The organism is Saccharopolyspora sp. ID03-671 (assembly GCF_045278815.1).
In the GTDB taxonomy this organism is placed as follows: Bacteria; Actinomycetota; Actinomycetes; order Mycobacteriales; family Pseudonocardiaceae; genus Saccharopolyspora; species Saccharopolyspora ipomoeae.
In genome coordinates this window covers 2,992,391-3,018,911 of record NZ_CP134054.1, presented here as the reverse complement: position 1 = coordinate 3,018,911, position 26,521 = coordinate 2,992,391, and the positions used below count along the sequence as shown (strand labels likewise).

Annotated in this window: 27 protein-coding genes and 1 tRNA gene; 18 read left to right on the top strand and 10 right to left on the bottom strand. The window is 70.0% G+C overall.

What is annotated here, in order from left to right:
* Positions 1-15: 15 nt before the first annotated feature.
* On the top strand, positions 16-762 hold the full coding sequence (locus REH65_RS13650; RefSeq protein ID WP_406693157.1) for a uracil-DNA glycosylase: 747 nt from the start codon (positions 16-18) through the stop codon (positions 760-762).
* 77 nt (positions 763-839) lie between these two features.
* On the opposite strand, the gene REH65_RS13645 is transcribed toward REH65_RS13650, so the two are convergent.
* Together REH65_RS13645 and REH65_RS13640 are read right to left on the bottom strand one after the other, a co-directional pair.
* Positions 840-1,196 carry a putative quinol monooxygenase gene (locus REH65_RS13645; RefSeq protein ID WP_406693156.1) on the bottom strand — a complete coding sequence of 119 codons (357 nt, stop codon included), beginning with the start codon at positions 1,194-1,196 and terminating at the stop codon, positions 840-842.
* On the bottom strand, positions 1,196-1,645 hold the full coding sequence (locus REH65_RS13640; protein ID WP_406692694.1) for a DUF3224 domain-containing protein: 450 nt from the start codon (positions 1,643-1,645) through the stop codon (positions 1,196-1,198). The genes REH65_RS13645 and REH65_RS13640 overlap by 1 nt, the downstream gene beginning before the upstream one ends.
* A gap of 66 nt (positions 1,646-1,711) precedes the next feature.
* On the opposite strand from REH65_RS13640, the gene REH65_RS13635 reads away from it, so the two are divergent.
* From REH65_RS13635 to REH65_RS13600, 8 genes are all read left to right on the top strand, one after another.
* Positions 1,712-2,509: a DUF6597 domain-containing transcriptional factor gene (locus REH65_RS13635; protein ID WP_406692693.1), complete on the top strand. Its 798-nt coding sequence runs from the start codon at positions 1,712-1,714 to the stop codon at positions 2,507-2,509.
* Between the two features lie 209 nt (positions 2,510-2,718).
* Positions 2,719-3,294, top strand: coding sequence for a DinB family protein (locus REH65_RS13630; RefSeq protein WP_281458131.1), 576 nt, complete (start codon positions 2,719-2,721; stop codon positions 3,292-3,294).
* Between the two features lie 321 nt (positions 3,295-3,615).
* Positions 3,616-4,938 carry an NAD(P)/FAD-dependent oxidoreductase gene (locus tag REH65_RS13625; protein ID WP_281458130.1) on the top strand — a complete coding sequence of 441 codons (1,323 nt, stop codon included), beginning with the start codon at positions 3,616-3,618 and terminating at the stop codon, positions 4,936-4,938.
* Between the two features lie 311 nt (positions 4,939-5,249).
* The gene (locus tag REH65_RS13620; RefSeq protein WP_406692692.1) at positions 5,250-6,383 is read left to right on the top strand and encodes a RimK family alpha-L-glutamate ligase; all 1,134 of its coding nucleotides are present in this window, start codon (positions 5,250-5,252) and stop codon (positions 6,381-6,383) included.
* Positions 6,384-6,482: 99 nt separating this feature from the next.
* Positions 6,483-6,556 (top strand) — tRNA-Leu (locus REH65_RS13615).
* Positions 6,557-6,951: 395 nt separating this feature from the next.
* Positions 6,952-7,776, top strand: coding sequence for a hypothetical protein (locus REH65_RS13610; protein WP_406692691.1), 825 nt, complete (start codon positions 6,952-6,954; stop codon positions 7,774-7,776).
* 268 nt (positions 7,777-8,044) lie between these two features.
* Positions 8,045-9,079: a membrane protein insertase YidC gene (gene yidC / locus REH65_RS13605; protein WP_406692690.1), complete on the top strand. Its 1,035-nt coding sequence runs from the start codon at positions 8,045-8,047 to the stop codon at positions 9,077-9,079.
* Positions 9,080-9,221: 142 nt separating this feature from the next.
* Entirely contained in the window at positions 9,222-10,013 is a 792-nt protein-coding gene (locus REH65_RS13600) for a Bax inhibitor-1/YccA family protein (RefSeq protein ID WP_406692689.1), read from the top strand.
* 260 nt (positions 10,014-10,273) lie between these two features.
* On the opposite strand, the gene REH65_RS13595 is transcribed toward REH65_RS13600, so the two are convergent.
* A complete protein-coding gene (locus REH65_RS13595; RefSeq protein WP_281458125.1) occupies positions 10,274-11,494 on the bottom strand; it encodes an acetyl-CoA C-acetyltransferase in 1,221 nt (406 codons plus the stop codon).
* Positions 11,495-11,690: 196 nt separating this feature from the next.
* Positions 11,691-12,614, bottom strand: coding sequence for an SGNH/GDSL hydrolase family protein (locus tag REH65_RS13590; RefSeq protein ID WP_406692688.1), 924 nt, complete (start codon positions 12,612-12,614; stop codon positions 11,691-11,693).
* A gap of 242 nt (positions 12,615-12,856) precedes the next feature.
* Between REH65_RS13590 and REH65_RS13585 the strand changes: the two genes are divergently transcribed.
* From REH65_RS13585 to REH65_RS13575, 3 genes are all read left to right on the top strand, one after another.
* Positions 12,857-14,224 carry a cystathionine beta-synthase gene (locus tag REH65_RS13585; RefSeq protein ID WP_406692687.1) on the top strand — a complete coding sequence of 456 codons (1,368 nt, stop codon included), beginning with the start codon at positions 12,857-12,859 and terminating at the stop codon, positions 14,222-14,224.
* Between the two features lie 100 nt (positions 14,225-14,324).
* A complete protein-coding gene (locus REH65_RS13580; RefSeq protein ID WP_406692686.1) occupies positions 14,325-15,524 on the top strand; it encodes a hypothetical protein in 1,200 nt (399 codons plus the stop codon).
* Between the two features lie 103 nt (positions 15,525-15,627).
* Positions 15,628-16,767 carry a cystathionine gamma-synthase gene (locus tag REH65_RS13575; RefSeq protein WP_406692685.1) on the top strand — a complete coding sequence of 380 codons (1,140 nt, stop codon included), beginning with the start codon at positions 15,628-15,630 and terminating at the stop codon, positions 16,765-16,767.
* Positions 16,768-16,833: 66 nt separating this feature from the next.
* Here the strand turns inward: REH65_RS13575 and REH65_RS13570 are convergent, their stop codons facing one another.
* Positions 16,834-17,079, bottom strand: coding sequence for a hypothetical protein (locus tag REH65_RS13570; protein ID WP_406692684.1), 246 nt, complete (start codon positions 17,077-17,079; stop codon positions 16,834-16,836).
* 100 nt (positions 17,080-17,179) lie between these two features.
* Between REH65_RS13570 and ilvA the strand changes: the two genes are divergently transcribed.
* Positions 17,180-18,391 (top strand): threonine ammonia-lyase, encoded by a 1,212-nt coding sequence (ilvA, locus tag REH65_RS13565; RefSeq protein WP_406692683.1) that lies wholly within the window; start codon positions 17,180-17,182, stop codon positions 18,389-18,391.
* Positions 18,392-18,399: 8 nt separating this feature from the next.
* Positions 18,400-18,924 carry an Lrp/AsnC family transcriptional regulator gene (locus tag REH65_RS13560; protein WP_406692682.1) on the top strand — a complete coding sequence of 175 codons (525 nt, stop codon included), beginning with the start codon at positions 18,400-18,402 and terminating at the stop codon, positions 18,922-18,924.
* A gap of 122 nt (positions 18,925-19,046) precedes the next feature.
* On the opposite strand, the gene greA is transcribed toward REH65_RS13560, so the two are convergent.
* Together greA and REH65_RS13550 are read right to left on the bottom strand one after the other, a co-directional pair.
* Complete coding sequence (gene greA, locus REH65_RS13555; protein ID WP_281458117.1) at positions 19,047-19,535, bottom strand: transcription elongation factor GreA; 489 nt, start codon at positions 19,533-19,535, stop codon at positions 19,047-19,049.
* 191 nt (positions 19,536-19,726) lie between these two features.
* Positions 19,727-20,167 (bottom strand): DUF4307 domain-containing protein, encoded by a 441-nt coding sequence (locus REH65_RS13550; protein ID WP_281458116.1) that lies wholly within the window; start codon positions 20,165-20,167, stop codon positions 19,727-19,729.
* Positions 20,168-20,385: 218 nt separating this feature from the next.
* On the opposite strand from REH65_RS13550, the gene mca reads away from it, so the two are divergent.
* From mca to REH65_RS13535, 3 genes are all read left to right on the top strand, one after another.
* Positions 20,386-21,270, top strand: coding sequence for a mycothiol conjugate amidase Mca (mca, locus tag REH65_RS13545; protein ID WP_281458115.1), 885 nt, complete (start codon positions 20,386-20,388; stop codon positions 21,268-21,270).
* Positions 21,267-21,605, top strand: a complete 339-nt coding sequence (locus REH65_RS13540; protein WP_406692681.1) for a hypothetical protein — start codon at positions 21,267-21,269, stop codon at positions 21,603-21,605. The genes mca and REH65_RS13540 overlap by 4 nt, the downstream gene beginning before the upstream one ends.
* A gap of 153 nt (positions 21,606-21,758) precedes the next feature.
* Complete coding sequence (locus REH65_RS13535; RefSeq protein ID WP_406692680.1) at positions 21,759-23,771, top strand: thioredoxin domain-containing protein; 2,013 nt, start codon at positions 21,759-21,761, stop codon at positions 23,769-23,771.
* On the opposite strand, the gene trhA is transcribed toward REH65_RS13535, so the two are convergent.
* Positions 23,762-24,439 (bottom strand): PAQR family membrane homeostasis protein TrhA, encoded by a 678-nt coding sequence (gene trhA, locus REH65_RS13530; protein WP_343231419.1) that lies wholly within the window; start codon positions 24,437-24,439, stop codon positions 23,762-23,764. The genes REH65_RS13535 and trhA overlap by 10 nt on opposite strands.
* Before the next feature lie 174 nt (positions 24,440-24,613).
* Between trhA and REH65_RS13525 the strand changes: the two genes are divergently transcribed.
* Complete coding sequence (locus REH65_RS13525; RefSeq protein WP_281459093.1) at positions 24,614-25,390, top strand: isoprenyl transferase; 777 nt, start codon at positions 24,614-24,616, stop codon at positions 25,388-25,390.
* 106 nt (positions 25,391-25,496) lie between these two features.
* Here the strand turns inward: REH65_RS13525 and REH65_RS13520 are convergent, their stop codons facing one another.
* Together REH65_RS13520 and REH65_RS13515 are read right to left on the bottom strand one after the other, a co-directional pair.
* Positions 25,497-25,739: a hypothetical protein gene (locus REH65_RS13520; protein ID WP_406692679.1), complete on the bottom strand. Its 243-nt coding sequence runs from the start codon at positions 25,737-25,739 to the stop codon at positions 25,497-25,499.
* Positions 25,740-25,990: 251 nt separating this feature from the next.
* A complete protein-coding gene (locus REH65_RS13515) occupies positions 25,991-26,236 on the bottom strand; it encodes a hypothetical protein (protein WP_406692678.1) in 246 nt (81 codons plus the stop codon).
* Positions 26,237-26,521 lie beyond the last annotated feature (285 nt).

The following is a 26,521-nucleotide window of genomic DNA, read 5'->3' as shown; positions in this document are numbered from 1 at the left end:
ACGCCTTCGGAGTTGATCTCCTCACCGGCCGGGTCGCCCGCCGACGCGGCCCCGCGCGCCGCCGATCTGACCGAACTGGACGAGCTCGTCACCCGCTGCACGGCCTGCCCCCGGCTGGTCGCGTGGCGCGAGGAGGTCGCCCGCGTCAAGCGCGCCGCCTTCCGCGACGAGGAGTACTGGGGTCGGCCGATCCCGGGATTCGGGCCGCACGACGCGAGGATCGCGATCGTCGGCCTGGCCCCGGCGGCGCACGGCGCGAACCGCACCGGCCGGATGTTCACCGGAGACCGCTCGGGCGACGTCCTGTTCCGAGCGCTGCACGAGGTCGGCCTGGCCTCCCAGCCCCACGCGGTCTCGCCGCACGACGGCCTGACCCTGCGCGACGTCCGGATCACCGCTCCGGTCCACTGCGCCCCACCGGCGAACAAGCCCACCCCGGCCGAACGCGACACCTGCCGCCCCTGGCTGGTCCGCGAACTGGACCTCCTCCGCCCGACGCTGCGCGTCGTGGTCGTCCTGGGCGCCTTCGGCTGGCAGGCCCTCCTCCCGGTCCTCGCCAACGCGGCCTGGCAGGTCCCGCGCCCGCGCCCGAAGTTCGGCCACCTCACCCACGCCGAACTCCCTGCCACCGACGACGGCCCGCCCCTCCACCTCCTCGGCTGCTACCACGTCAGCCAGCAGAACACCTTCACCGGAAAGCTCACCCCGGAGATGCTCCACGAGACCTTCAACCAGGCAAAACACCTGGCGGGAGTCCCGTGAGCCATCCGTCCCCGGGGTCGCGGTGCGTCACCAGGGGACAGTTTTAGTGAAAACTGTCCGGACATTTCGGACATTGATCATGGGTGATTCGAGGAAAAACCGTCGACTTCCGCATCGAGTGAACACCAGTCAGCCCGGAGAACACCGAGACCCCCGGCGATCGAGGTCGCCTGCCCGCTGAACTCGCCGGTCAGCAGCGGCATCGCTTCGCCGATGGCCTTCCGCGTCTCGGGCAGTTCGAGCGACGCCGCGTGGTGCTCCCGGCTCCGCCACACCTCGGTGACCCAGATGGTGTCGTCATCGGTCGCCGAGGTCGCCACCACGTACGACTCGCACCCGTGCTGCCGCAGGTTCTCCACCCCGCCCACCAGCAGCGCCACGACCTCGTCCCGCTTGCCGGGCTTCGCCTTCATCGAAGCGATGTGACCGAACATCATCGCGCTCCCGCCAGGGAGTAGGTCAGGGTGAGGTCGTAGCCGTCGTCGGAGTGGCCCGCGATGGTGATGTCGGCTTCGCCTCGGAGGGTTTCGAGGCCGCCCGTGCCCATGCCGGGGACGACCTGGAGGTGGGCCGTCACCGAGGCCTTGTCCTGGCTGCCCGAGTGCTGGAAGACGCGGGTGCCTTCGTGACCTGCGATGGAGCCTTCGAAGTGCTCGAAGCTGAGGACCGGTGCCGCGTCGGCCTTGTAGGCGATGAGGTAGGTCAGCGTGCTGGTGCCCTCGATCTCGCCGGTGTAGGTGTACCGGACGTCGGCGCGGGTGAGGCCGCGATTCGGGTAGTAGGCGTCGCCCGCCGCGGTGCCTTCGCCGTCGATGTCGGTGATCAGGTGTTCCGACCACGAGGTGACGCTGAAGCGGCCGGCTGCTTCGTGCTGGTAAATCATGCCCCCGAAGCTAGGTCGGCGATGAATCACCGGTCTTGTACAAACGCGACGGCCTAGGCTGAGCGCATGTCGAAGACCGGGCGGCCGGAGGCGATCGTGCGGCCGAAGGCGGGCGAGCGGGCGTTCGAGGTGGAACGCCTCGACCCGGACCCCGCGCTGGCCGAGTTCGTCGACTACTACTGGCTGGTCCGCTGGAACGTCACCGAGCACCGCCAGCAGGTCGTGCCGCAGCCGCGGATCCACGTCGCCGCCGAGGACGGCAGGCTCCTCGTGCACGGCGTCTCGCGCGAACCGTTCTTCCGCACGCTGCGCGGCGTCGGCCACGTGCTCGGCGCCGCGTTCCACCCCGGCGGGTTCCGCGCGCTGCTGAAGACCGGGGTCGGGACGATCTCGGGCACCGTCCGACCGGCCGAGGACGTCCTCGGCCACGACGACCGCCCGGCCGCCGCGCAGATCCTGGCCACCAGCGATACCGCGCGGATCGTCCCGGTCTTCGACGCCTACCTGCTGGCCTGCGAACCCGAACCGGACCCCGTGGGGCGCGAGGTGACCGCACTGGTCGACCAAGCCCAGCGGAGATCGGACATCGTCCGCGCCGAGCAGCTCGCCGAGCACGCCGGGGTGAGCCTGCGCAGCCTGCAGCGCCTCTTCGCCGAGTACGTCGGGGTCGGGCCGAAGTGGGTCGTCCAGCGATCCCGTCTCCTCGACGCCACGGCAGCGGCGCACTCCGGCGAACCGGTCGACTGGGCCGAGCTCGCCGCGAACCTCGGCTTCAGCGACCAGGCCCATCTGACCCGCGTCTTCACCCAGGTCGTCGGCACAGCCCCGGCCACCTACCGCCGAGACCCGGGCACAACCGGCTGAGCGGACGACCTCGGGGCGCTCCTGGGATGAGCTCGGCTCAGGAGCGCGGCGTCGTGGGCGTCGGGCGAGTCGCAAGGCCAGGTGCACCCGGGGCATTCCGACCTCTGTCTCGTAGAGGCACGCCTCCAGGATCGCCCGGAATTCGCCTCGCCCCTGGTGCGACCCGCCGCCGCGGCTGAGTGTCGGTGGGGGCTGGGAGGTTCTCGTTCATGGGTGATGTGAAGGCGGAGTTGCGGCGGTACTTGGTCGAGGGGCGGACGGCCGTGGTGTGGAAGGCCGAGGGGCTTTCCGAGTACGGGCTCCGGCGGCCGATGACGGGGACCGGGACGAACGTGCTGGGGGTGATCAAGCACCTGGCGACGATGGAGCTCGGGTACTTCGGGGAGGTCTTCGGGCGGCCCTCCGGGATCCCGACGCCGTGGATGGAGCCGGACGCCGAGTTCAACGCCGACCTGTGGGCGGCGGCGGACGAGTCGAGCGAGTGGGTGCTCGACCTCTACCGCCGGGCGTGCGCGCACGCGGACTCCACCGTCGAGGCGCTCGACCTCGACGCCGTCGGGTCGGTGCCGTGGTGGCCCAGCGGTGAGGTCACGCTGCACCGGATCCTCGTGCACATGATCGGTGAGACCGCCCGGCACGCCGGTCACCTCGACGTCGTGCGCGAGCTGATCGACGGGTCCGTCGGGCTCAGGGAACCCGGCGACAACATGACCGGCGACGACCAGGAGCAGTGGCGGGAGTACCGCGAGGGCCTGGAGCGGATCGCGCGCGAGGCCGACCGGTAGGCTTGATCAACACGGAGGATTTCCGGTGCGTTGCCGTTCTTTGACAAGTCGGACCAGGACACGGTCAACTTGATCAAGAATCGGTGCGCGCTGGGCCGCACCCGCCGAAGATTCGGTAGGGTGGGCGCAGCCGGCTCGCCCTCGGACAGCGGTGCGGCCCCGGCCCGGTTCACCCTTCCGCGCTTGTTCGTTACAGAGCGCGTACGCAGCGCGTATGGTCGCCTACCGCGCGTTGATCGTGATCGACGCCACTCGCGACTGGCGTCACATTAAGGGGGGTAGCTGCAGCGCCGTCACGGTATGTGGTGCGACGATAAAGCCATGGCTGGTAAATCCGATCCCACGCGGATTCTCATCCTCGGCGGCGGTTACGTCGGCATGTACACGGCACTTCAGCTGCAGAAGAAGCTGGGTCGCCGTGAGGCCTCCGTGACGGTCGTCGATCCTCAGCCGCACATGACCTACCAGCCCTTCCTGCCGGAAGCGGCCGCGGGTTCGGTTGAACCCCGCCACGTGGTAGCGCCACTGCGACGAGTGTTGAAGCGGTGCCATGTGATCACCGCATCTGTCACCGAGATCAAGAACGACGAGAAGCTCGTCACGATCGAGAACCCGCAGAGCGGTACCGAGACGCTCGCCTACGACGTGCTCGTCGTGGCGCTGGGCTCGGTATCCCGGCTGCTGCCGATCCCCGGCCTCGCCGAGGAAGGCATCGGGCTCAAGACCGTGGGCGAGGCGACGTACCTCCGCAACCACGTTCTGGCCAAGATGGACGCCGCCGCCAACACCAACGACGAGGAGCTGCGCAAGCGGCTGCTCACCTTCACCTTCGTGGGTGGCGGGTTCGCCGGTGTCGAGGCGCTGGCCGAGCTCGAGGACATGGCCCGCTACGCGAGCCGTGACTACCAGAACCTGAGCCCCGACGACATGTCCTGGGCGCTCGTCGAAGCCGCCGGCCGGGTGATGCCCGAGGTGAGCGAGAAGATGGGCGTCTACGTCGTCAAGGCCCTCGAAGAGCGCGGCATCAAGGTCTACCTGAACACCTTCCTGAAGTCGATCGAGGGCGGTCACGCCGTCCTGTCCGACGGCACCGAGTTCGACACCGACACCCTGGTGTGGAACGCGGGCGTGAAGGCCAACCCGGTGGTCAAGAACAGCGACCTGCCGCTGGACGAGCGGGGCCGCGTCAAGGCTTCGGCCCACATGCAGGTCGAGGGCCTGCCCGGGGTCTGGGCCGCCGGTGACGTCGCCGCCGTGCCGGACCTGTCCAAGACCGACGAGGACCCGAACGCGACCTGCGCCCCGTCCGCGCAGCACGCGGTCCGCCAGGCCGACCAGCTCGCCAAGAACGTGCTGGCCACCCTGCGTGACAAGCCGACCAAGGAGTACCGGCACGCGTACGCCGGCTCGGTCGCCGGGCTGGGCCTGTACAAGGGCGTCGCGGACGTCTACGGGTTCAAGGCCAAGGGCTTCGTCGCCTGGTTCATGCACCGCAGCTACCACGTGAGCCGGATGCCCACGTTCAACCGGAAGATGCGGATCGTCATCGACTGGACGCTGGCCTTCCTGTTCAAGCGGGAAGCCGTGTCGATGGGTCAGATCGAGAACCCGCGCGCTGCCTTCGAGCGGGCCGCCGCGAGCTGACGCCTCACCGAGCCGATGGACACCCAGGCCGCGCGTCGACGATGACGCGCGGCCTTCATGTTTCCAAGATCCTCGTCCGAGCGGTGGACAGTCGACCCGCTATCCTTGACAATCAGTAGCGGGAAAACGAAGACTGAGACGAAGTCTTCACCTGAAAGGATGCGTCACACGGGGGAAGGGGTGAATCCCTTGACGCTGAAAGAACTGGCAGCGATCTTGCGCAGTGGGGATGCGCAGGACGGCCCCATCGCCGATTTCGAAGCGGATTACGCCGAAGCGTCGAAGGTGTTCCGGAAGAAGGACGACTGACCATGTGCGCGGCCGAGGACCGGCCCGCTGAACCGGGGGAACGGGCCGAACCCGAACTCCGCCCGACGCCGGTGCTGCTGCAGGGGCAGGACTACTTCGTCCGCGCACCGGACACCCCGCTGGACTTCCAGGAGCGGATGTACCAGGCGGGGCTCGTCGAGGAGGAGCCGGGCGATCCGATTCCCTGCGTCGTCGTGCTCTCGCGCGCGACCGACATGGAGATGAACGACCTCTCCGTGGCGCTGGCCGAGCACGACATCCGCATGGTGCGCATCGACGCCGATCGGTGTCTGGACCTGCCACTGACGGTCTACGCCGATACTCCTCTGATCGAATTCCAGCGCTGGCTCTTGCGCCCGGTACTCGTCTGGCGGCGACACTTCGACATGACCGCCGTACCCGTTGATCCCGCAACCGTCTACGGGTCCTATGTTCGGGAGCAGTGGCAGGCGGTCGGTGACTGGCTGACCACCCGGGACGATTGGGGACAGGTGAACACGCGGCGGTCCAGGAAAGGGCTCGACCGGCTGACGCAGCTTCAGGGCGCGGCGTCGGTCGGCCTGCGCGTGCCGCGCACCGCCGTGACCACGATGCCCGGGCGCAGCCGCCCCGGTGGCGCGCAGTGCATCGTCAAGACCGCCGGTCACCACATGCTCGAACCCGAACCCGGTGCGCTGCGCGGGCTCTTCCCGCAGCCGCTGGACGTCCGCCGCACCGGCGGCGAGGCGCGCGAACCGGCACCCGTGCTGGTGCAGCAGTTCCTCGACGCCGACGAGGAGCTGCGGGTGTTCGTCGTGGGACGGCGCGCGATCGGGTTCCGGGTGAACAAGCTGGACCCGGCGCAGCTGTGGGTCGATCCGGAGTCGGTAGTGGTCGAACCGGTCGACCTGCCCGAGGAGCTGGTCGAGCCGCTGCTGCGGCTGTGCGAGCGCTGGCGGCTGGACGTGGCGGGCTTCGACCTGCTGCGCGTGGCCGGCGAGTGGGTGTTCCTCGAGGTCAACGTCAACTGCGACTGGCGCTGGTTCGAGCAGCGCGCGGACAGCAAGGACGTCTCCGCGGCGGTGCACGACTGGGTGCGGTCGCGGTACGACGAGTTGGCGGAGTCGGCGACGGTGGGCGAATGGGGCAGCTGGTGATCAGACCACGAGTGCGTGGAAGTTTCACGACCGCGGGAACCTTACGGGGCCCGGCCGCGTCGTAGTGGCGTACCGGCACCCGTGCCGGTGCGAAGCCCGGCCCCCGTAGCCCAACTGGCAGAGGCAGACGACTTAAAATCGTCAGAGTGTCGGTTCGAACCCGACCGGGGGCACTTTTCCAATCTAACGGGTCAACTCGTCCCGTACCTCCCCCATCAGCGCAAGCGAGCAATCTCTTTCGGGTGACTCCCGTTGCTGCCGAGGGATTTTCGCGTTCGACGAACCGCTTCCCCGATGTCGCGCAGCTGCGGGACATCTCCCGGCTCACGCTGCGCGAACCTGGTCCGGGCGATGTTCCCCCGGTCGCGTTCCGGTATCCGTTCGGTGAATCCTCGGAGATGCGGACCCCGGTCGGTCTGTCCTGTTCGGACGGTGCGAAGAACGGACCGCGGTGGCGATCTCGACGTCGCGAGGCGCCGACGAGGTGGTCGCTGTGGTGCGCCTCATCGAGTGCGGCTGCGGGGTGGGGGTTTCGCGGTGGGTGGGGTAACCGCGACAATGCGCGCTCATGGCCTACGAGCGAGACCCCCGGACCGGACGACCGGTGCCGGGACAGCCAGGACCGCAGCAGCCGGGACCGCCCCAGGGCGGTCCGCAGCCGCCCGGCCCGCCGCAGGGCGGTCAGCCGAGGCCTCCGCAGGTCCCGCCGGGTCAGATGCCGCCCCCGCCACCCGGAGGGCAGCCGCCGGGGCCGCCGCAGGGCGGACCGCCGCCGCAGCAGATGCCGCCGCAGCCGCCGATGGGTGGGCAGCCGCCGCAGTACCCGCAGGGACAGCCTCCGGTGCAGCAGCCGCCCGCAGGAGTTCCCGGCTACCAGCCACCGGCCAACAACCCGTACCCGGAGACCCGCGTCGGCGGCTACCGGGACGACCCGTACGCCGACCCGTACGGCTACCGGGACGACTACCGGGACGACCGGTACGACCGCTACGACGACAGGTACGACGACCGCTACCGCGAGCCGGAGCGCGATCGCTACCGCGACGACTACGACCGCCGCGAGCGGGAGCGCGACCGCGACCGGGACTACGACCGGCGTGACCGGGACGGGTTCCGCGGGCCCAGCGCCGACGCCATCGGGCGCACGGTGCAGGTGCTCAGCGCGCTGATCGCGCTGGTGTTCGTGCTGCACATCATCTTCTCGGTGACGGGTGCGAACCAGGACAACGACTTCGTGGCCTTCACCTACGGCACCGCGAAGTTCTTCGTGCTCGGCCTGGGCGACGTGTTCACGCCCGGTGACGCGACGATCGGCCTGGTGCTCAACTACGGCCTCGCCGCGCTGATCTACCTGTTCGCCGGTCGGATCATCGCCCGAGCGCTACGTCGGTGACGCTGCGTCGACCCGGACCCGGAACTCGCCGGGTCCGGTATAGCGCATGTCACCTGTCCGCGTGACCTGCGCAAACGTTCCGTGTTCGCAGTGCGGCGACGCGGGCTGTCAGGGGGCGGACACCGACCCGCGTCGGGGCATGGCACCCTTGAACTGGCCGGACCTGCGTTTCAGGCGGGTTCAGCCGCGCACGCACGGCCCGGTTTGCGCCGGACGGAAACGACGTCGGGCGCTTGCTCTCCAGCGGCCCATGACCAGGAGTAGCTGAGTGGAAAGTTTCTTCTCCTTCATCCTCTACCCGGTTTCGGCGATCTTGTGGTTCTGGCACAAGATCTTCGGAGCCGTGCTCGGGCCGGACAACGGGTTCGCCTGGGCCCTGGCCGTGTTCTTCCTGGTGTTCACGCTGCGCACGGTGCTGATCAAGCCCGCGCTGAGCCAGATGCGGGCCGGCCGCAAGATGGCGAAGTTCGCGCCGCACATCCAGAAGCTGCGCGAGAAGTACAAGAACGACCGCCAGCGCATGGCGCAGGAGATGCAGAAGCTCCAGTCCGAGCACGGGGTCAACCCGCTCGGCGGCTGCCTGCCCGCGCTGCTGCAGATCCCGGTCTTCCTGAGCCTTTTCCACGTCCTGCGGAACTTCCACCCGGGCGCGGAGAGCAACTTCGTCTTCGACAAGGCCGGGGTGGACTCGTTCATCCAGGCGAACATCTTCGGCGCCAAGCTCTCGAACTGGATCACCCAGCCCGAGGCGGAGCTGGCGCTGTTCGGCACCGACCGGACGTCGATGATGATCGTCGCGATCCCGCTGATGGTGATCGCCTCGATCGCGACCTACTTCACCATGCGCCTGTCGGTGAAGAAGCAGACCGACGCCTCGATGGCCAACCCGCAGTCGGCCATGATGGCCAAGTTCATGATGTACATCGCGCCGATCGGTGCGTTGATCTCGGGTTGGTTCCTGCCGATCGCGGTGCTGCTGTACTGGCTGGCCAACAACGTCTGGACGCTGGGCCAGCAGCACTTCCTGACCAAGAAGATCGACGCCGAGCAGGAGCGCGAGCGGCAGAAGGAGATCGAGGCGAAGAAGGCCACGCCTCGCCCGAAGCCGGGCCAGAAGCCGGTGCGCGACGGCGGCAAGCCCGCCTCTGAGGAGGAGGGCGAGTCGGCCACGGCCACCGCGACCGAGGCCAAGCCGTCCAAGCCCGCGCCGGGGCAGCGACCCGGTGGCAAGCCGGGTGGCAAGAAGAACCAGCCGAAGAACCGCCCGGGCAAGCAGGCGTCCAGGGCGAAGAAGCGGCGTTAGATAACTCGCAGGTAAAGGCCGGTGGATCTTGTGTCCACCGGCCTTTTGCGTCGGGTAAAGTCCGGTTTTACCGAAACGGGAACCGATCGGGACCGCCGGTCGTTGGATCTGGTGACGGCGCAAGAACGCCCAGGAGGATGAGTTGCGCACAACGAGCAACCCCGCGTTCCGCAAGCTGCCGGAAATGGCCGGTGGCTACGCGAACTTCAACTACGGCCAGGGCCAGCAGTCGCCCTACGGCCAGGCGCCGGCTGCTCCGCCGCAGACCGCGCGCCCGATGACGATCGACGACGTCGTCACCAAGACCGCGATCACCCTCACCCTGGCGGTGATCACCGCGGCGCTGACCTACCTGGTCGGTCCGCCCGCGGTCGTGCTGGCGCTGCCCGCGGCGCTGATCGCCCTGGTCATCTCGCTGGTCATCGTCTTCACCAAGAAGGTGCGCCCGGCGCTGGTCGTCGCCTACTCGGCGTTCGAGGGCGTGTTCCTCGGCGGCATCAGCTACGTGTTCGGATCGAGCTTCGGCTCGGCGATCATCATGCAGGCGGTCGTCGGCACCCTCGGCGTCTTCGCCGCGATGCTGGTCGTCTACAAGACCGGCGCGATCCGGGTGACGCCGAAGCTGACCAAGTGGATCATCGGCGCGGTCGCGGGTGCGGCGGTGCTGATGCTGGTCAACCTGGTCGCCGGCTTCTTCATGGCCGGTGGCCTGGGGCTGCGCGAGGCGGGTCCGCTGGGCATCGGCTTCAGCCTGCTGTGCATCGGCATCGCGGCGTTCAGCTTCCTGCTGGACTTCGACGCAGCCGACAAGGCGATCCGCAGCGGTGTGGACGCCAAGTTCGCCTGGTACATCGCGTTCGGCCTGATGACCACGCTGGTCTGGCTGTACCTGGAGATCCTGCGCCTGCTGTCCTACTTCACCAGCAGCGACTGACGCAGCTCCCCGCAAGACCCGAAAAGGCCGCCACCCCCACCGGGGATGGCGGCCTTTTCGCTGCTCGCTCCGCTCGCAACACGGATTACGCCCGTAATCCGGTCACCGAGTACGGCCGTAATCCGAGACCCGAGTACGGCCGTAATCCGAGACCCGAGTACGGCCGTAATCCGAGACCCGAGTACGGCCGTAATCCGAGACCGGAGAACGGCCGTAATCCGAGACCGGAGAACGGCCGTGATCCGGTCACATCGCGGGGATCAGGAGAGGCGCTCCAGGACCATGGCCATGCCCTGGCCACCGCCGACGCACATGGTCTCCAGGCCGAACTGCTTGTCGTGGAACTGGAGGGAGTTGATGAGCGTGGTGGTGATGCGGGCGCCGGTCATGCCGAACGGGTGGCCCACGGCGATCGCGCCGCCGTTGACGTTCAGCTTCTCCAGCGGGATGCCTAGGTCCTGGTAGGACGGGATGACCTGCGCGGCGAACGCCTCGTTGATCTCCACCAGGTCGATGTCATCGATGCTCATGCCGGCGCGCTTGAGGGCCTGCTTGGAGGCCTCCACCGGGCCGAGGCCCATGATCTCCGGCGACAGGCCGGACACGCCGGTCGACACCACGCGGGCCAGCGGGGTCAGGCCGAGCTCCTTGGCCTTGGTGTCGCTCATGATCACCAGGGCGGCGGCGCCGTCGTTCAGCGGGCAGCAGTTGGCGGCGGTGATCCGGCCGTCCGGGCGGAACACCGGCTTGAGGCCGGACACGCCCTCCTTGGTCACGCCCGCGCGCGGGCCGTCGTCGGCGGAGACGACGGTGCCGTCGGGGAGGGTGACCGGGGTGATCTCGCGCGACCAGAAGCCGTTGGCGATGGCCTTCTCGGCGAGGTTCTGCGAGCGGACGCCGAAGTCGTCCATCTCGTCGCGGCTGATGCCCTTCAGGCGCGCCAGGTTCTCGGCGGTCTGGCCCATCGGGATGTAGACGTCCGGGACGACGTCGAGCTCGCGCGGGTCGGTCCAGTTCTCCGCGCCCTGCTCGGCGGTCTGCTGGGTGCGGGCCTCGGCGTCGGCGAAGATCGGGTTGTGGGTGTCGGGCAGCGAGTCCGAGGAGCCCTTGGCGAAGCGGGACACGGTCTCGACACCGGCGCTGATGAACACGTCGCCCTCGCCGGCCTTGATGGCGTGCAGCGCCATCCGGGTCGTCTGCAGGCTCGACGAGCAGTAGCGGGTGATGGTGGTGCCGGGCAGCTGGTCGTGGCCGAGGAGCACGGCGACGACGCGGGCCATGTTGAAGCCCTGCTCACCGCCGGGCAGACCGCAGCCGAGCATCAGGTCGTCGATGTCGTTCGGGTCGAGCTCGGGGACCTTGTCCAGCGCGGCCTTGACGATCTGCGCGGTGAGGTCGTCCGGGCGGATGTCCTTCAGCGATCCCTTCCCGGCGCGGCCGATGGGGGAGCGCGCAGCGGAGACGATGACTGCTTCGGGCATGGGGAACTCCTTCGTTCGCCGGGGCGCGTGCGGTTACTGACGAGTCACTTTAGAGCCGCTGCCCCCATCCTGTCGGTGACGCCACTCACCAACAACCCCCAAACCGACCGGTCGGTACCCCGGGTGCGGCCGGAATCCCGATTTCGATGGAAATCCGGTCCCGGACTTCCGTTGAAATCGGGTCACCCCGGGTCGGTCAGGGGCGGCGGAGGTGGAGTCGGCGGTTGAGGTGGGCGACGACCCGGCTGGTGGGGCGGCGGGCCTCGGCCGTCTCCGAGCGGGTCGGGGCCGGGGGCAGCGGACCGCCCTGCCAGGCGCCGACCGCGATGCAGACGACGGGCAGGAGGATCTCCGCGGCGGCCTCGTACCCAGCGCCCGAGGGGTGGAAGCGGTCCGGGGAGAAGAACTCCGCCGGCCGGGCCAGGAACTCCGGGGACAGCAGGTCCGCCAGCGGGACCGCGTAGCCGCCGTTGATCTCCACCGACCGCCGCTGGGCGCGGGCCAGCGCGAGGCTCCAGCGGCTGGCCACCGAGCGCAGCGGCTGCGGGATCGGCCGGATCGCGCCCAGGTCCGGGCAGGTGCCCACGACGACCGGGACGCCCTCCTCGACGATCCGGCGAACCTGCTCGCCCAGCAGTTCGGCGCACCGGGGCACCGGCAGCTTCGAGGTCACGTCGTTGGCGCCGATGATGATCAGCACGACGTCCGGAGGGCGCCGCAGCACCGCGTCCACCTGCTCGGACAGCTCCTGGGTGGTCGCGCCGACGATCGCGTGCGTGGTCAGCGAGACCGGCCCGTCGAGCTCCTCGGCGAGACCGCGCGCCACCCCCACGCCCGGCAGCTCGCTCGGGAAGCTCGCGCCCAGGCCCGCCGCAGAGGAGTCGCCGAGCACGGCGAGCTCCAGCGGCCGGACTCCCTCGGGCACCTCGCCGCGCGGCACCGGGCCGACGCCGGAGGGCAGGTGCACGCCGTCAGCGCGCAGCGGTTCTGCGATCGGGGGGCCGATGACCCGCCGCGCGTGTCCGGCCTGGCCGTTGAGCAGGCCGTACGCCGCGCCGGACAGTCCGCCCGCCGTACCGGCCGCCAGCAGTGCGAGCCGCAAAGCCTTCGTCACGATCATCTCGGCCCCTCCCTCGCAACCACCCCGGGGAATGGGAATGCTCGCCCATCCGACCAGGAGCTCGCCCGGCGAAACACCTCATCCCCTCAGTGGAAAGACGCCGCCGGACCGGAAAAACTTCCCTGATCGGTGTGTCGTCGGGAAGGTCCTGTGGGTTAACGCCTGGCCAGCCGATTACGCTCGGCATCACACCCGCGCGGAGAGCCGCCGCGCGGGACGATCCCGACGATTGAGGACGAGGCGTGGACTACGTCGAGCACGTCACCGACCTGGTGGGCAACACCCCTCTGGTCAGGCTGAACGCGGTCGCCACCGGCAAGACCCCGGTGCTGGCGAAGGTGGAGTACCTCAACCCCGGCGGCAGCGTGAAGGATCGCATCGCGCTGCGCATGATCGAGGCCGCCGAGGCCTCCGGTGAGCTCAAGCCCGGCGGCACCATCGTGGAGCCGACCTCCGGCAACACCGGTGTCGGACTGGCGATGGTCGCCCAGCGCAGGGGCTACCGCTGCGTGTTCGTCTGCCCGGACAAGGTCAGCGAGGACAAGCGCAACGTCCTCAAGGCGTACGGCGCCGAGGTCGTGGTGTGCCCGACGGCCGTGGAGCCCGAGCACCCGGAGTCCTACTACTCCGTCTCGGACCGCCTCGTCGCGGAGATCGACGGCGCCTGGAAGCCCAACCAGTACGCCAACCCGCAGAACCCCGAGTCCCACGTGCACTCCACGGGCCCGGAGGTCTGGGAGCAGACCGAGGGCAAGGTGACCCACTTCGTCGCCGGCATCGGCACCGGCGGCACCATCTCGGGCACCGGCGAGTACCTGAAGAAGGTCTCCGGCGGCAAGGTCAAGATCGTCGGCGCGGACCCGGAGGGCTCGGTCTACTCCGGCGGGCACGGGCGCCCCTACCTGGTGGAGGGCGTCGGCGAGGACTTCTGGCCGACCACCTACGACCGGGGCATCTGCGACGAGATCGTGCCGATCTCGGACGCCGAGTCCTTCGAGATGACCCGGCGCCTCGCCAAGGAGGAGGCGCTGCTGGTCGGCGGTTCCTGCGGGATGGCCGTGGCCGCCGCCCTCAAGATCGCCGAGACCGCGAGCCCGGACGACGTGATCGTGGTGCTGCTGCCCGACGGCGGCCGCGGCTACCTCACCAAGATCTTCAACGACTCGTGGATGGCCTCCTACGGCTTCCTCTCACCCGACGAGGCGGGCGGAACCGTCGGCGACGTGCTGCGCCGCAAGGACGGAACCGTCCCCGAGCTCGTGCACACCCACCCCAGCGAGACGGTGGCCGAGGCGGTGGCGATCCTGCGCGAGTTCGGCGTCTCCCAGATGCCGGTCGTGCGCGCCGAGCCGCCGATCATGGCGGCCGAGATCGCGGGCGCGGTCAACGAGCGCGACCTGCTGGACGCGCTGTTCGCGGGCCGCGCGCACCTCGCCGACACCGTGGAGCAGCACATGTCCCCGCCGCTGCCGACCATCGGCGCAGGTGAGGAGATCAGCTCGGCGATGTCGGCGCTGACCGGTGCGGACGGGGCGATGGTGCTGATCGACGGCAAACCCGCCGGAGTCGTGACCCGCCAGGATGTGCTTGGATTCATCGCCGGTCGATGATGACGACTTGACGCTTTGCGCCACTGCGCTCCGCTCCCATCGGATAGCGTGGGGCCGAAGTATGCCCAGGACTTTGGACGCCGCAAGGGAGTAGTACCCGATGAGCTCTCCGCAGCCGCCGGACGGCGGTCAGCAGGGTTCGGACCCGATTTCGAACCGGATGGACCCCCAGGACGAGAACCAGGCTGGCGGTGACTCGACGCAGGTCGTCCGGCCCGTCCAGTCGCAGGGGCAGCAGCCGCCGTCCGAGGCCACCCAGGTGGTCCGGCCGACGGGTCAGCCGCAGCAGGGCGGTGACTCCACCCAGGTGGTGCCGCCGTCGATGCAGCCGCCGCAGCCGATGTACCAGCAGCCCGGTCAGCAGCAGGGCGGTCAGCAGCAGGGCGGTCAGCAGGGGGCGGACGCGACGGCCATGGTGCCGCCGTCGATGCAGCCCCCGCAGCCGATGTACCAGCAGCCGGGCACGCAGAGCCAGCCCGGCGGCTTCCCGGCGCAGCCCCCGCAGCAGCCGGGCACTCCCGGCAGCGGCTTCCCCGCCCCGCAGGCCCAGGCCGGATTCCCGCCCCCGCAGGCGGGCGGCTTCCCGGGCCAGGGCGCCGAGGCGGGCAACCCGGGGCTCGCCAAGGTGTGCGCCATCCTGGCGATGGTCTTCGGCGGTCTGGGCCTCATCGGCGGGTTCATCAGCATCGCGAGCCTCGCCGCGTTGTCGGCGATGTCGTCGCAGGCCGAGGCGATGGGCGTCGACATCCCGCCGGTCGGTTTCCTCTACGTCCTGGTCATCCTCAGCATGCTGCTGGCCATCACCTACGTGGTCGGTGGTGTCCTGCTGCTGAAGCGGCGTTCCCTCGGTGCGCTGCTGATCGGTGGTGCCGCGGCCGCGAGCGCTGTCGTCGCCCTGATCCAGGTGATCATGATGCCGAGCGGTTTCACCGCCTGGCTGGGCATCCTGTTCGGCATCGCCCTGGCCGTGCTGGCGTTCATGCCCGCGGTGCGGGAGTGGGCCAACGCCGGTTCCGGTGCGGCGAACGCGCAGCTCGGCGGCTACGGCCAGCCGCAGCCGCAGCAGGGCTTCGGGCAGCAGCCGCCGCAGCAGTTCGGCCAGCCCGGACCGCCGCAGCAGTTCGGTCAGCAGCCGCAGCAGGGCTTCGGGCAGCCGCAGCAGGGCTTCGGCCAGCAGCCCCCGCAGGGCTACCCGCAGCAGGGCGGCTACCCGCAGTCCGGTGGCTTCCCGCAGCAGGGCGGTTACCCGCAGCAGGGCGGCCAGCAGCCGGGCCAGCCCCCGCAGCCGCCGCAGTGGTGAGCTGAGCGCAGCATCGAAGTGCCCCCGACCTGCCCAGGTCGGGGGCACTTCGCTTCGCGGGGCCGAGTCGGCGGAACAGCGCCGGAGCATTACGCTGCTCCGCATGAGTGACGGCTTCGCCACCCGCGCGATTCACGCGGGCCAGGAGGCAGACCCGACGACCGGTTCGGTGATCGTGCCCATCCACGCGACCTCGACCTACGCGCAGGACGGCGTGGGCGGGATGCGCTCCGGCTACGAGTACTCCCGCACCGGCAACCCGACCCGGACCGCGCTGGAGCGCTGCCTGGCCGAGCTGGAGAACGGCAGGCACGCGCGGGCCTACGCGTCCGGCATGGCCGCCACCGACGCGGTGCTGCGGTCGCTGCTGCGCCCGGGCGATCACCTGGTGATCCCCGACGACGCCTACGGCGGCACGTTCCGGCTGATCGACAAGGTGCTGTCGGGCTGGGGCATCTCGTACACGCCCGCGCCGGTCTCCGACGTCGACGCGGTGCGCGCGGCGATCCAGGACAACACCAAGCTGGTCTGGCTGGAGACGCCGACGAACCCGCTGCTCAACATCGGCGACATCGCGGCGCTGGCGCAGGTCTCCGCCGACGCGGGCGTGAAGCTCGTCGTCGACAACACCTTCGCCTCGCCGTTCCTGCAGCAGCCGCTGGAGCTGGGCGCGTCGGCCGTCGTGCACTCGACGACGAAGTACCTCGGCGGCCACTCCGACGTGGTCGGCGGTGCCGTGGTGACCTCCGACGACGCGCTGGCCGAGCAGCTCGCGTTCCTGCAGAACGGCGCGGGTGCGGTTCCCGGCCCGTTCGACGCGTTCCTGACCATGCGCGGTCTCAAGACCCTCGCGGTCCGGATGGAGCGCCACAGCGCCAACGCCGAGCGGGTCGTCAGCGCCCTCAACGGCCACCCGAAGGTCGCCAAGGTCCTCTACCCGGGCCTGCCGGACCACCCGGGCCACGAGGTCGCCGCGAAGCAGATGAAGCACTTCGGCGGCATGGTCTCGTTCCTCCACGCCGACGGCGAGGAGGCGGCCCTGGAGGTGTGCGCCCGCACGCGGCTGTTCACCCTCGCCGAGTCCCTCGGCGGCGTCGAGTCGCTCATCGAGCACCCGGGCAAGATGACCCACGCCAGCACGGCGGGCTCGATGCTGCAGGTCCCGGCGGACCTGGTGCGCCTCTCGGTCGGCATCGAGGAGGCCGACGACCTCGTCGAGGACCTCCTCACCGCCCTCGGCTGACCACCGGCTGTCAAGAACCCCGGTCCTCGCGCGACGAGAACCGGGGTTCTTGACGCGTGGAGGGGGTCACCTGGCCAGGGAGGGGTCCGCCGTACCCGGGGCGGGGGCGTCCGCGGGGTTGTGCGGGGTGATGGGGAGGTCGCTGGGGTGGAGGCAGCCCCCGATGAGCTCGACGACCCCGTCGTGCTCGGTGTAGGTGCCCGGGTCGTCGCAGCCCGAGTCGAGGACGGCCAGGACGGCGGCTCCGGACAGAGCGGCTGCCATGACGGCGCCGGTGAGCAGGGACAACGCGCCGGTGCTCGGTTGCGCCATGATTCCCTCCCGGCACTGCGCTCGGTGACCGTCCCGCCCACCGAGCGTACCGGTACCGGAGCGCTAGTACCGGTAGATCGACGGTGGCACGATTGCCCGTATGCAGCTCGTCGACCTGGACCGAATCCGCGAAGCGGACGCCCTGCTCGCCAAGGTGGCCCGGCGGACCCCGATGGAGCACTCCCGGGTGCTCGGTGAGTACACCGGCGGCGAGGTGCACCTCAAGTGCGAGAACCTGCAGCGCACCGGCTCGTTCAAGCTCAGGGGCGCCTACGTGCGGCTGCTCGGGCTCACCGCCGAGCGGCGCGCGGCCGGGGTCGTCGCGGCCAGCGCGGGCAACCACGCCCAGGGCGTCGCGCTGGCGGCCCAGCTGCTCGGCATCCCCGCCACCGTCTACATGCCCGAGCGCGTGCCGCTGCCGAAGCTCGCCGCCACCAAGGCCTACGGCGCCGAGGTGAGGCTGCACGGCGCGGTCCTCGCCGAGACCCTCGCGGCGGCCAAGGAGCACGCCGAGCGCACGGGAGCGGAGTTCATCCACCCCTTCGACCACCGGGACATCATCGCCGGTCAGGGCACCGTGGGCCTGGAGATCCTGGAGCAGCTGCCCGAGGTGAGCACGATCCTGGTGCCCACCGGCGGAGGCGGGCTGGTCGCGGGCGTCGCGGCCGCGGTGAAGGCCAAGCGCCCCGAGGTGAAGGTGCTGGCGGTGCAGGCCGAGCAGGCCGCCGCGTGGCCGGGCTCGCTGGCCGCGGGCAAGCCGGTGCCGGTCACGGACACCCAGACGATGGCCGACGGCATCGCCGTGGGAGAGCCCGGCGCGGTGCCGTTCGCGCACGTCAACGAGCTGGCCGACGGGGTGCTCACGGTCAGCGAGGAGTCGCTGTCCCGAGCGCTGCTGCTGTGCCTGGAGCGCGCGAAGCTCGTCGTCGAGCCCGCCGGCGTGGCCGCCGTCGCCGCGCTGCTGGAGCACCCCGAGCAGGTCACCTCGCCGACCGCCGCGGTGCTCTCCGGCGGGAACATCGACCCGCTGCTGCTGCTCCAGCTCATCCAGCACGGCATGACCTCGGCGGGCCGCTACCTGTCGCTGCGCGTCCGGCTGCCCGACCGGCCCGGTTCGCTGGCCGCGCTGCTGGGCAAGCTCGGCGAGGTCAACGCCAACGTCATCGACATCGAGCACTCCCGCATCTCCGGTGCGCTCGCGCTCGGCGAGGTCGACGTGGAGGTGTCGCTGGAAACCCGAGGTCAGGAACACTGCGAGTACGTGGTCACCCAGCTCGAAGCGGCCGGGTACACGATCCTCGCCCGTCGCTGAGGAGCGCTGTGGGCACCACCAACGGTCCCGACGAACTCGACGCCCGGTTGTTGCTGCTGCTCTCCGACGAGCCGCGGCTGGGCGTGCTGGAGTGCTCCCGGCGCCTCGGAGTCGCCCGGGGCACCGTGCAGGCCCGGCTCGACCGGCTCGTCCAGCGCGGTGTCCTGCAGGGGTTCCCGCCGGAGCTGGACCTGGCGGCGATGGGCTACGGGCTGACCGCCTTCGCCTGGCTGGAGATCGCCCAGGGGCACCGCACGGCCGTCTCCGACCAGCTCGCCGCCATCGACGAGGTCTGCGAGGTGCACGCCACCACCGGGCAGGGCGACCTGTTCGTGCGGATGGTCGCGCGGTCCAACGACGACCTGCAGCGGGTCATCGACGAGGTGGTCGGCGTGCCCGGGGTGCGCCGCACCTCGACGTCGATCGCGCTGTCCACTCCGGTGCCGCCGAGGGTGCGCCCGCTGCTGCGCCGCCTTTCCGGGGAAAGGAGCGGGCGCCCCGGAAACCGGGACGCCCGCGGTCCGAGCGCATAAGCCCGGAATCGATTCTTAATTGCGGTGAAACCTCTCAGCTGTTTCGCCCGCATATGCCAGGTGAAGCCAGATCAACAAAGGCGCGCGGGACCGCACGCGAAAGGAGTCCGGATTCGGCGGTATCAGCCGTTGAAGGGCTCGGCCTTGACGAGCGTGACCTTCATGTTGCCCCCGTTGGGCAGTTCGTACTCGCGGCTCTCGCCCTCCTTGGCGTCCAGCAGAGCCTTGCCCAGCGGGGAGCTGGGGGAGTACACCTCGAGGTCGCCGTGGGCGCCCTCTTCGCGGTTGGCGAGCAGGAACTGCTCGGTCTCGTCCTCGCCGTCGTAGCGGACGGTCAGCACCGAACCCGGCTTGGCGATGCCGGACTCCGTGGGCACGTCGCCGACCTTGGCGGTGCGCAGCAGCTCCTGCAGCTGGCGGATGCGAGACTCGATCTGGCCCTGCTCCTCGCGGGCCGCGTGGTAGCCGCCGTTCTCGCGGAGGTCGCCCTCCTCGCGGGCCTCGTTGATCTTCGCGGCGATCACCGGGCGGTTGGCCACGAGCTCGTCCAGCTCACCCTTGAGCCGGTCGTAAGCATCCTGGGTCAGCCAGGTCACCTGGGTCTCGCTCACGGTCACCACTCCTCGTCGACTTCCGGCCCGCTCTCACTGCGAGCCAAATTGCAATTCCGCCCTTTTCTCAGCCAATGCCAAGTAACGGAAAAACACGGCCCTCAGCGGGGGCCGTGCTGCGCTCGACGATAGCACGAATCAGCACGCGAAGGGGTGGGATTCTCCTGGCGTCCGACGTGCACAGGGACGCTTCACCCGGTTGGCCGCGTGTGAGTGGACAAATATTCAGGAACGTTGTAAGTGCAGCCGTACACCTCCCCGACACCTGCTGGGGCGGATGTACGAAGCACAGTGTCCTGCCGGGTGACGCCGTTCGCCGGATGGATCAGGACTTCGCGCCTGCCGACCTCCTCGCCGGACTTGGCGCGACCGCGAACCACGCAATCGGCGGGCCGCCGCGGATCGTCCCGCTGGACTTCCAGGGTGATCCGAACGGAGTGGTCGTCGATGATCTCGAAGGCCACCTGCTTGCCCTCGATCGGAGCAGAGCCGAGGTTGCGGTAACCCACCACCGAGACGCCCACGAGGACCAGCAGCACCACCGCGACCAGGGCCCAGCGCAGCGCAGGGCGGTTCCGCGCGCTGCGAGCGCGCGATCCGTACCGGTCCGCGGGGACCTGCTGCTGCGTCACGGCGGCCTTTCGACGCGAGTGGTGGATCTGCGGCCGGGACCACACGGGGTGACGGCCGGTCCGTCGGCTCCAACGGGAACAATGGAGCACGACGTCCACGTTGAGTATCCCTGGACCGTTCAGCTGACCGACGGCGGGTCCGCGGACGCGGACGAGCCGCGCGCGGCGGGGACGGCGCGTGGGCGCAAGCTGCTACTAGCGGGAGGAACAAGCGGGCGATGGCGGACAAGCTGCGACTGATGACGGTGCACGCGCACCCGGACGACGAGTCCAGCAAGGGGGCCGCGACCACCGCGCGCTACGCGGCCGAGGGCCACGAAGTGATGGTGGTCACCTGCACGGGAGGTGAAGCGGGCAGCATCCTGAACCCGGCGATGGACCGGCCGGAGGTCGTGTCGAACCTGACCGAGGTGCGCCGCGAGGAGATGGCCAGGGCGGCCGAGATCCTCGGCGTGCAGCACCGCTGGCTGGGCTTCGTCGACTCCGGGCTGCCGGAGGGCGACCCGCTGCCGCCGCTGCCGGACGGCGTGTTCGCGACCGTGCCGCTGGAGGAGTCCACCCGCGAGCTGGTGAAGGTCGTGCGCGAGTTCCGCCCGCACGTGGTCATCACCTACGACGAGAACGGCGGCTACCCGCACCCCGACCACATCCGCTGCCACGAGATCTCGGTGGCGGCCTTCGACGCCGCGGGCGACCCCGACCTCTACGAGGGCACGGGCGAGCCGTGGCAGCCGCTGAAGCTCTACTACTCGCACGGCTTCTCCCGCAGGCGCATGCAGCTGTTCCACGAGTCGCTGCTGGCCGAGGGCAAGGAGTCGCCCTGGACCGACTGGCTGGCGCGCTGGGACGAGCAGAAGCGCCCCGACCCGGACGACCGGGTGACCACGCGCGTGCCGTGCGGGGAATACTTCGAGAAGCGGGACGACGCGTTGCGCGCCCACGCGACCCAGATCGACCCGACGAGCCGCTGGTTCGCGGTCTCGTGCGACGTGCAGCGCGAGCTGTGGCCGACCGAGGACTACGAGCTGGTGCGCTCGCTGGTCGACACCACGTTGCCGGAGGACGACCTGTTCGACGGCGTCCAGGAGAAGGTGTGCGCATGAGTGCTCAGGAGACCGTCGGACTGGTCCTGGCCCAGGGGCTGGGGCCGGGGCAGGACCCGGGCGGCCAGGGCGAGGACTTCGGCAAGTCCTCGCCGCTCGGCCTGGTCCTGCTGATCGTGTTCGCCATCGCCGTGGTGCTCCTGGTCCGTTCGATGACCAAGCACCTCAAGAAGCTGCCCACCGTCTTCGACGAGGAGAAGGCCAACGCCGCGGCTCCGGCCCATGTCAAACGAGCCGAAGCCGAAGCCGCCGAGCAGGCCGAGAAGGCCGCGGACGAGGCGGAATCTTCCGAGGACGAGGGAACCGAGAAGAAGCCCAAGGCGACGACGGAGTAGAACCCCTGCTCACGCGGGACCATCCGGGGATTCCGGGTGGTCCCGCGTCGTGCGTGGGGGGCGAAGTTTTCATGAAAACTTCGCCCCCCACGCACGACACGAGACCAGTCCCTCACCGGTGCGTCGGAAAGATCCGGATGGGAGGCTGGGGGCATGGCGAACCGGCTTGCGGACGCGACGAGTCCCTACCTCCTGCAGCACGCCGACAACCCGGTCGACTGGTGGCCGTGGTGCCCGGAGGCGTTCGCCGAAGCGCGCCGCCGCAACGTGCCGGTGCTGCTGTCGATCGGCTACGCGGCCTGCCACTGGTGCCACGTGATGGCCCACGAGTCCTTCGAGGACGACGACACCGCGCGGCTGATGAACGAGCACTTCGTCAACATCAAGGTCGACCGGGAGGAACGCCCGGACATCGACGCCGTCTACATGGAGGCCACCCAGGCCATGACCGGCCAGGGCGGCTGGCCCATGACCTGCTTCCTCACCTCCGACGGCGAACCGTTCCACTGCGGCACCTACTACCCGGCGGAACCGATGCCGGGGATGCCGTCGTTCCCGCAGCTGCTCGCCGCCGTCGCGCAGGCATGGGAGAACCGGGGTGACGAGGTCCGGGCCTCGGCGACCCGCATCGTCGAGCAGCTCAGCGCCCAGCGCTCGCCGCTGCCCGAGACGATCCTCGACGACGAGGTGCTCACCGGCGCCGTCGGCCGGTTGCGGGCCGAGGCCGACGGCGATCACGGCGGCTTCGGCGGTGCGCCGAAGTTCCCGCCGTCGATGGTGCTGGAGTTCCTGCTGCGCCACCACGAGCGCACCGGCTCGGCGCAAGCCCTGGAGCTGGCGCGCGACTGCTGCTCGGCGATGGCGCGCGGCGGCCTCTACGACCAGCTCGCGGGCGGGTTCGCGCGCTACAGCGTCGACGCCGCCTGGGTCGTGCCGCACTTCGAGAAGATGCTCTACGACAACGCCCTGCTGCTGCGCGCCTACGCGCACCTGGGCAGGCTCGGCGACGAGCTCGCCGCCCGCGTCGCCCGCGAGACCGCGGGATTCATGCTTCGCGACCTGCGCACCCCCGAGGGCGGGTTCGCCGCCTCGCTCGACGCCGACACCGACGGCGTCGAGGGCCTTACCTACGTGTGGACGCCGGAGCAGCTGCGCGAGGTGCTGGGGTCCTCCGACGGCGACTGGGCGGCGTCGCTGCTGGTCGTCACCCCCGACGGCACCTTCGAGGAGGGCGCGTCGACGTTGCAGCTGCCGCGCGACCCCGACGACCCGGAGCGCTGGGCGCACGTGCGGGACCGCCTGCTGGCGGCGCGCGAGCAGCGCCCGCAGCCGGGCGAGGACGACAAGGTCGTCACCGCCTGGAACGGCCTGGCCATCACCGCCCTGGTGGAGGCCGCGTCCGCCCTGGAGGAGCCGTCCTGGATCGAGGCCGCCGCCGGTGCCGCCGAGCTGCTGCTGGCCACCCACCGGGTCGACGGCAGGCTGCTGCGGACCTCCCGCAACGGCGTCGCCGGCACGGCCGCCGGGGTGCTGGAGGACTACGCCTGCTTCGCCGACGGGTTGCTGTCGTTGCACCAGGCCACCGCCGACCCGCGCTGGCTGACCGCCGCGTGCGAGCTGCTCGACGTCGCGCTGGAGCAGTTCGCCGACGCCGAGCACCCGGGCGCGTTCCACGACACCGCCGCCGATGCCGAGGCGCTGGTGCGCAGGCCGTCGGACCCCACCGACAACGCCAGCCCGTCGGGTGCCGCCGCGCTGACCTCCGCGCTGCTGACGGCGTCAGCGCTGGTCGGGCCGGAGAGCACGAGCCGCTACCGCGCCGCCGCGGAGCAGGGGCTGTCGCGCGCTGGACTGCTGGCCCAGCGCGCCCCGCGCTTCGCCGGGCACTGGCTGACGGCGGCCGAGGCCCGCGCGCAGGGCCCGCTGCAGGTCGCCGTGGTCGGCCCGGACGCGGCCGCGCGGGCCGAGCTGCTGGCGGTGGTCCACCGCCGGGCGCCCGGCGGTGCGGTCGTCGTCGGCTCCACCCCGGAAGCGGCCGGGGTCCCCCTCCTGACCGACCGCCCCCTGGTCGACGGATCGGCGGCCGCCTACGTGTGCCGCGGCTACGTCTGCGACCGCCCCGTCACCAGCCCCGACGACCTCGCCGGGAACCTCGCTCAGGCGTAGAGCGCGAGCCAGATCGCCACGTGGTGGCAGACGGCCGCCGCGGTGACCGTCGAGTGGAAGAACTCGTGGTAGCCGAAGGTCTTGGGCCACGGGTCCGGCCAGCGGGTCGCGTAGAAGATCGCGCCGGCCGTGTACAGCGCGCCGCCCACGATGAGCAGCACGAGCACCGCGACGCCGGCGTTCTCCAGCAGGTCCGGCAGCACGAACACGGCCACCCAGCCCAGCGCGATGTAGACCGGGACGCCGACCCAGCGCGGCGCGTTCGGCCAGGCCAGCTTGAGGATCACGCCGCCGAGCGCGCCCGTCCACACCACGGCGAGCACGACCGCGCCGGTCGTGGGCTGCATCGCGATCATCGCCAGCGGCGTGTAGGTGCCGGCGATGAACAGGAAGATCATCGAGTGGTCGAGCCGGCGCATCCAGGTGCGCGCGCCGACCGACTTCCAGGTCTTGCGGTGGTAGAGCGCGCTCACCCCGAACAGCCCGAGCACGGTCACCGAGTAGATCGAGGTACCCAGCGCGGCCTGCGCGGACACGGTCGAGGCGGCCAGCGAGATCAGCGTGGCCCCGGCGGCGAAGAACGCCAGCAACGACCAGAAGTGGATCCAGCCGCGCATCCGAGGTTTCACGAATGCCGAAGGGACGCGAGATGAGAGGGCCTTGGTCACGCAACAAAGGTTACGGGACCGTAGGTTTCGCTCGCTGTGACCTCCGTTGCAAGCAACCCGTTCCGCGGTCCGACGCGCGGCGGTGCCGGTCGCTCGGGTGGCGGAAGAAGAAGGTGGTTGCGCCGCTTGGGCTCGGCGCCGATGGTCATCGGCATCCGCGTAGTCTCATCTGGCGTGGCGCTCAAGGTTCGGTTGAAAGAACTCATGTACTCGGTCTACGAGCGACGGCTCAGCCGGAAGCTCGACGGACTGCAGCATCCGCGGCACGTCGGCGTCATCCTGGACGGCAATCGCAGATGGGCCAAGGAAGCCGGTCTGGACGCGGCGCACGGGCACCGGGCGGGTGCGCGCAAGATCGCCGAGATGCTCGGCTGGTGCGAGGAGGCTCAGGTCGAGGTGGCCACCCTGTGGCTGCTGTCGACCGACAACCTCAACCGCAGCGAGGACGAGCTCAACGCCCTGATGGAGATCATCGCCGGGGTGGTCGACGAGCTCACCAGCCCGGGCCAGTCGTGGCGGGTGCGGATCGTGGGCGCGCTGGACGTGCTGCCCACCGAGACGGCCGCGCGGCTGACCGCGGGTGCGCTGCGCACCGAGGGCCGGACTGGGATGCAGGTCAACGTGGCCGTCGGCTACGGCGGCAGGCGGGAGATCGCCGACGCCGTCCGCAAGCTGCTCCAGCAGCACGCCGAGGCGGGTACGACCATCGAGGAGCTCGCCGAGGTCCTCACGGTCGACCACATCGCCGAGCACCTCTACACCTCGGGCCAGCCGGACCCCGACCTGCTCATCCGCACCTCGGGCGAGCAGCGGTTGTCCGGGTTCATGCTGTGGCAGTCGGCGCACTCGGAGTTCTGGTTCACCGAGGCCTACTGGCCGGAGTTCCGGCGGATCGACTTCCTGCGCGCGCTGCGCGACTACGCGGTCCGGCACCGCCGCCTGGGGCGCTGACGCTCCCGGGACAGCGAGAAGGCCCCTGGACAGCGAGGAAGGCCCCCCGGACAGCGAGAAGGCCAGGTCGATGACGACCTGGCCTTCTCCCATGCGATCAGCTCGATCAGGAGGACGGGTGGTCCACGATCGGGGCGTTGACGCACTCGCTGCTCTGCGGCGACAGCAACGGGACGACCGCGCCCAGCACCGCGACGTTGTTACCGCAGGCCTGCACCGGCAGGACGCTGAGGTTGTTGTCGTTGAGCAGGTTCACGCCGTCGTTGTCCGAGCTGTCGGCGTTGGCGACGGGCGCCAGGGCCAGGAGACCGGCGGCGGCACCGGCGACAATCGCAGCCTTCTTCAGCACTTGGGTCACTCTCCTCTAGGAATTCCGCGGGATTCGGAGTTCACACCAGCGGACTCTGTACAAAGTCCGGGTCGGCGAGCCGACCGCGATGTGTTCCGGTCGCAAACTACAGCGAACGTGCGGTTCGCCAAAATTCCGTAACACCATTGTGTGAACGCGAATTCTTTCCGCCCTGGTAGAACGCGAATGGCCGGACGCGAAAAAGGAGCGCCGGGATCGTTCCCGGCGCTCCTCCTCGACGCGATGGGGCCTCAGTACCCGCTCGGGTGGTCCGCGATCGGCGCGTTCACGCACTCGCTGGAGTTCGGCGAGGCGATCGGGACTACGGCGCCCAGCGCGGCGACGTTGTTGCCGCACAGCTGCACCGGCAGGACGCTGACGTTGTTGTCGTTCAGGATGTTGACGCCGTCGTTGTCCGAGCTGTCGGCGTTGGCCATCGGGGCCAGGGCGAGCAGGCCAGCAGCGGCGCCGGCGACAATCACTGCTTTCTTCAGCACAGCTTTGCTCCTTGGTCAGATGAGTTGAGCAAGTGCGTGCTTCTGCCCCGAGGAGTGAATTCCGAAGCGAGTGAAGCACCTGGTTCGAAACGTATCCAGGGGTCTGGTAATGCGACACTCGGGTAACACCATTGTGTGTATTGACGGACTGATCCCTCAGGTGTTTGCGGTTTTTGGCCGACAAGCGCGAGCGCTTTCCGGGCAATCGGGAATGCGAGAATTCCGTCCGCCGTTCGGGTGGCCGTTGATCACGGCGCGCGTTGAGGTATGGACCGCCCGGGGGCG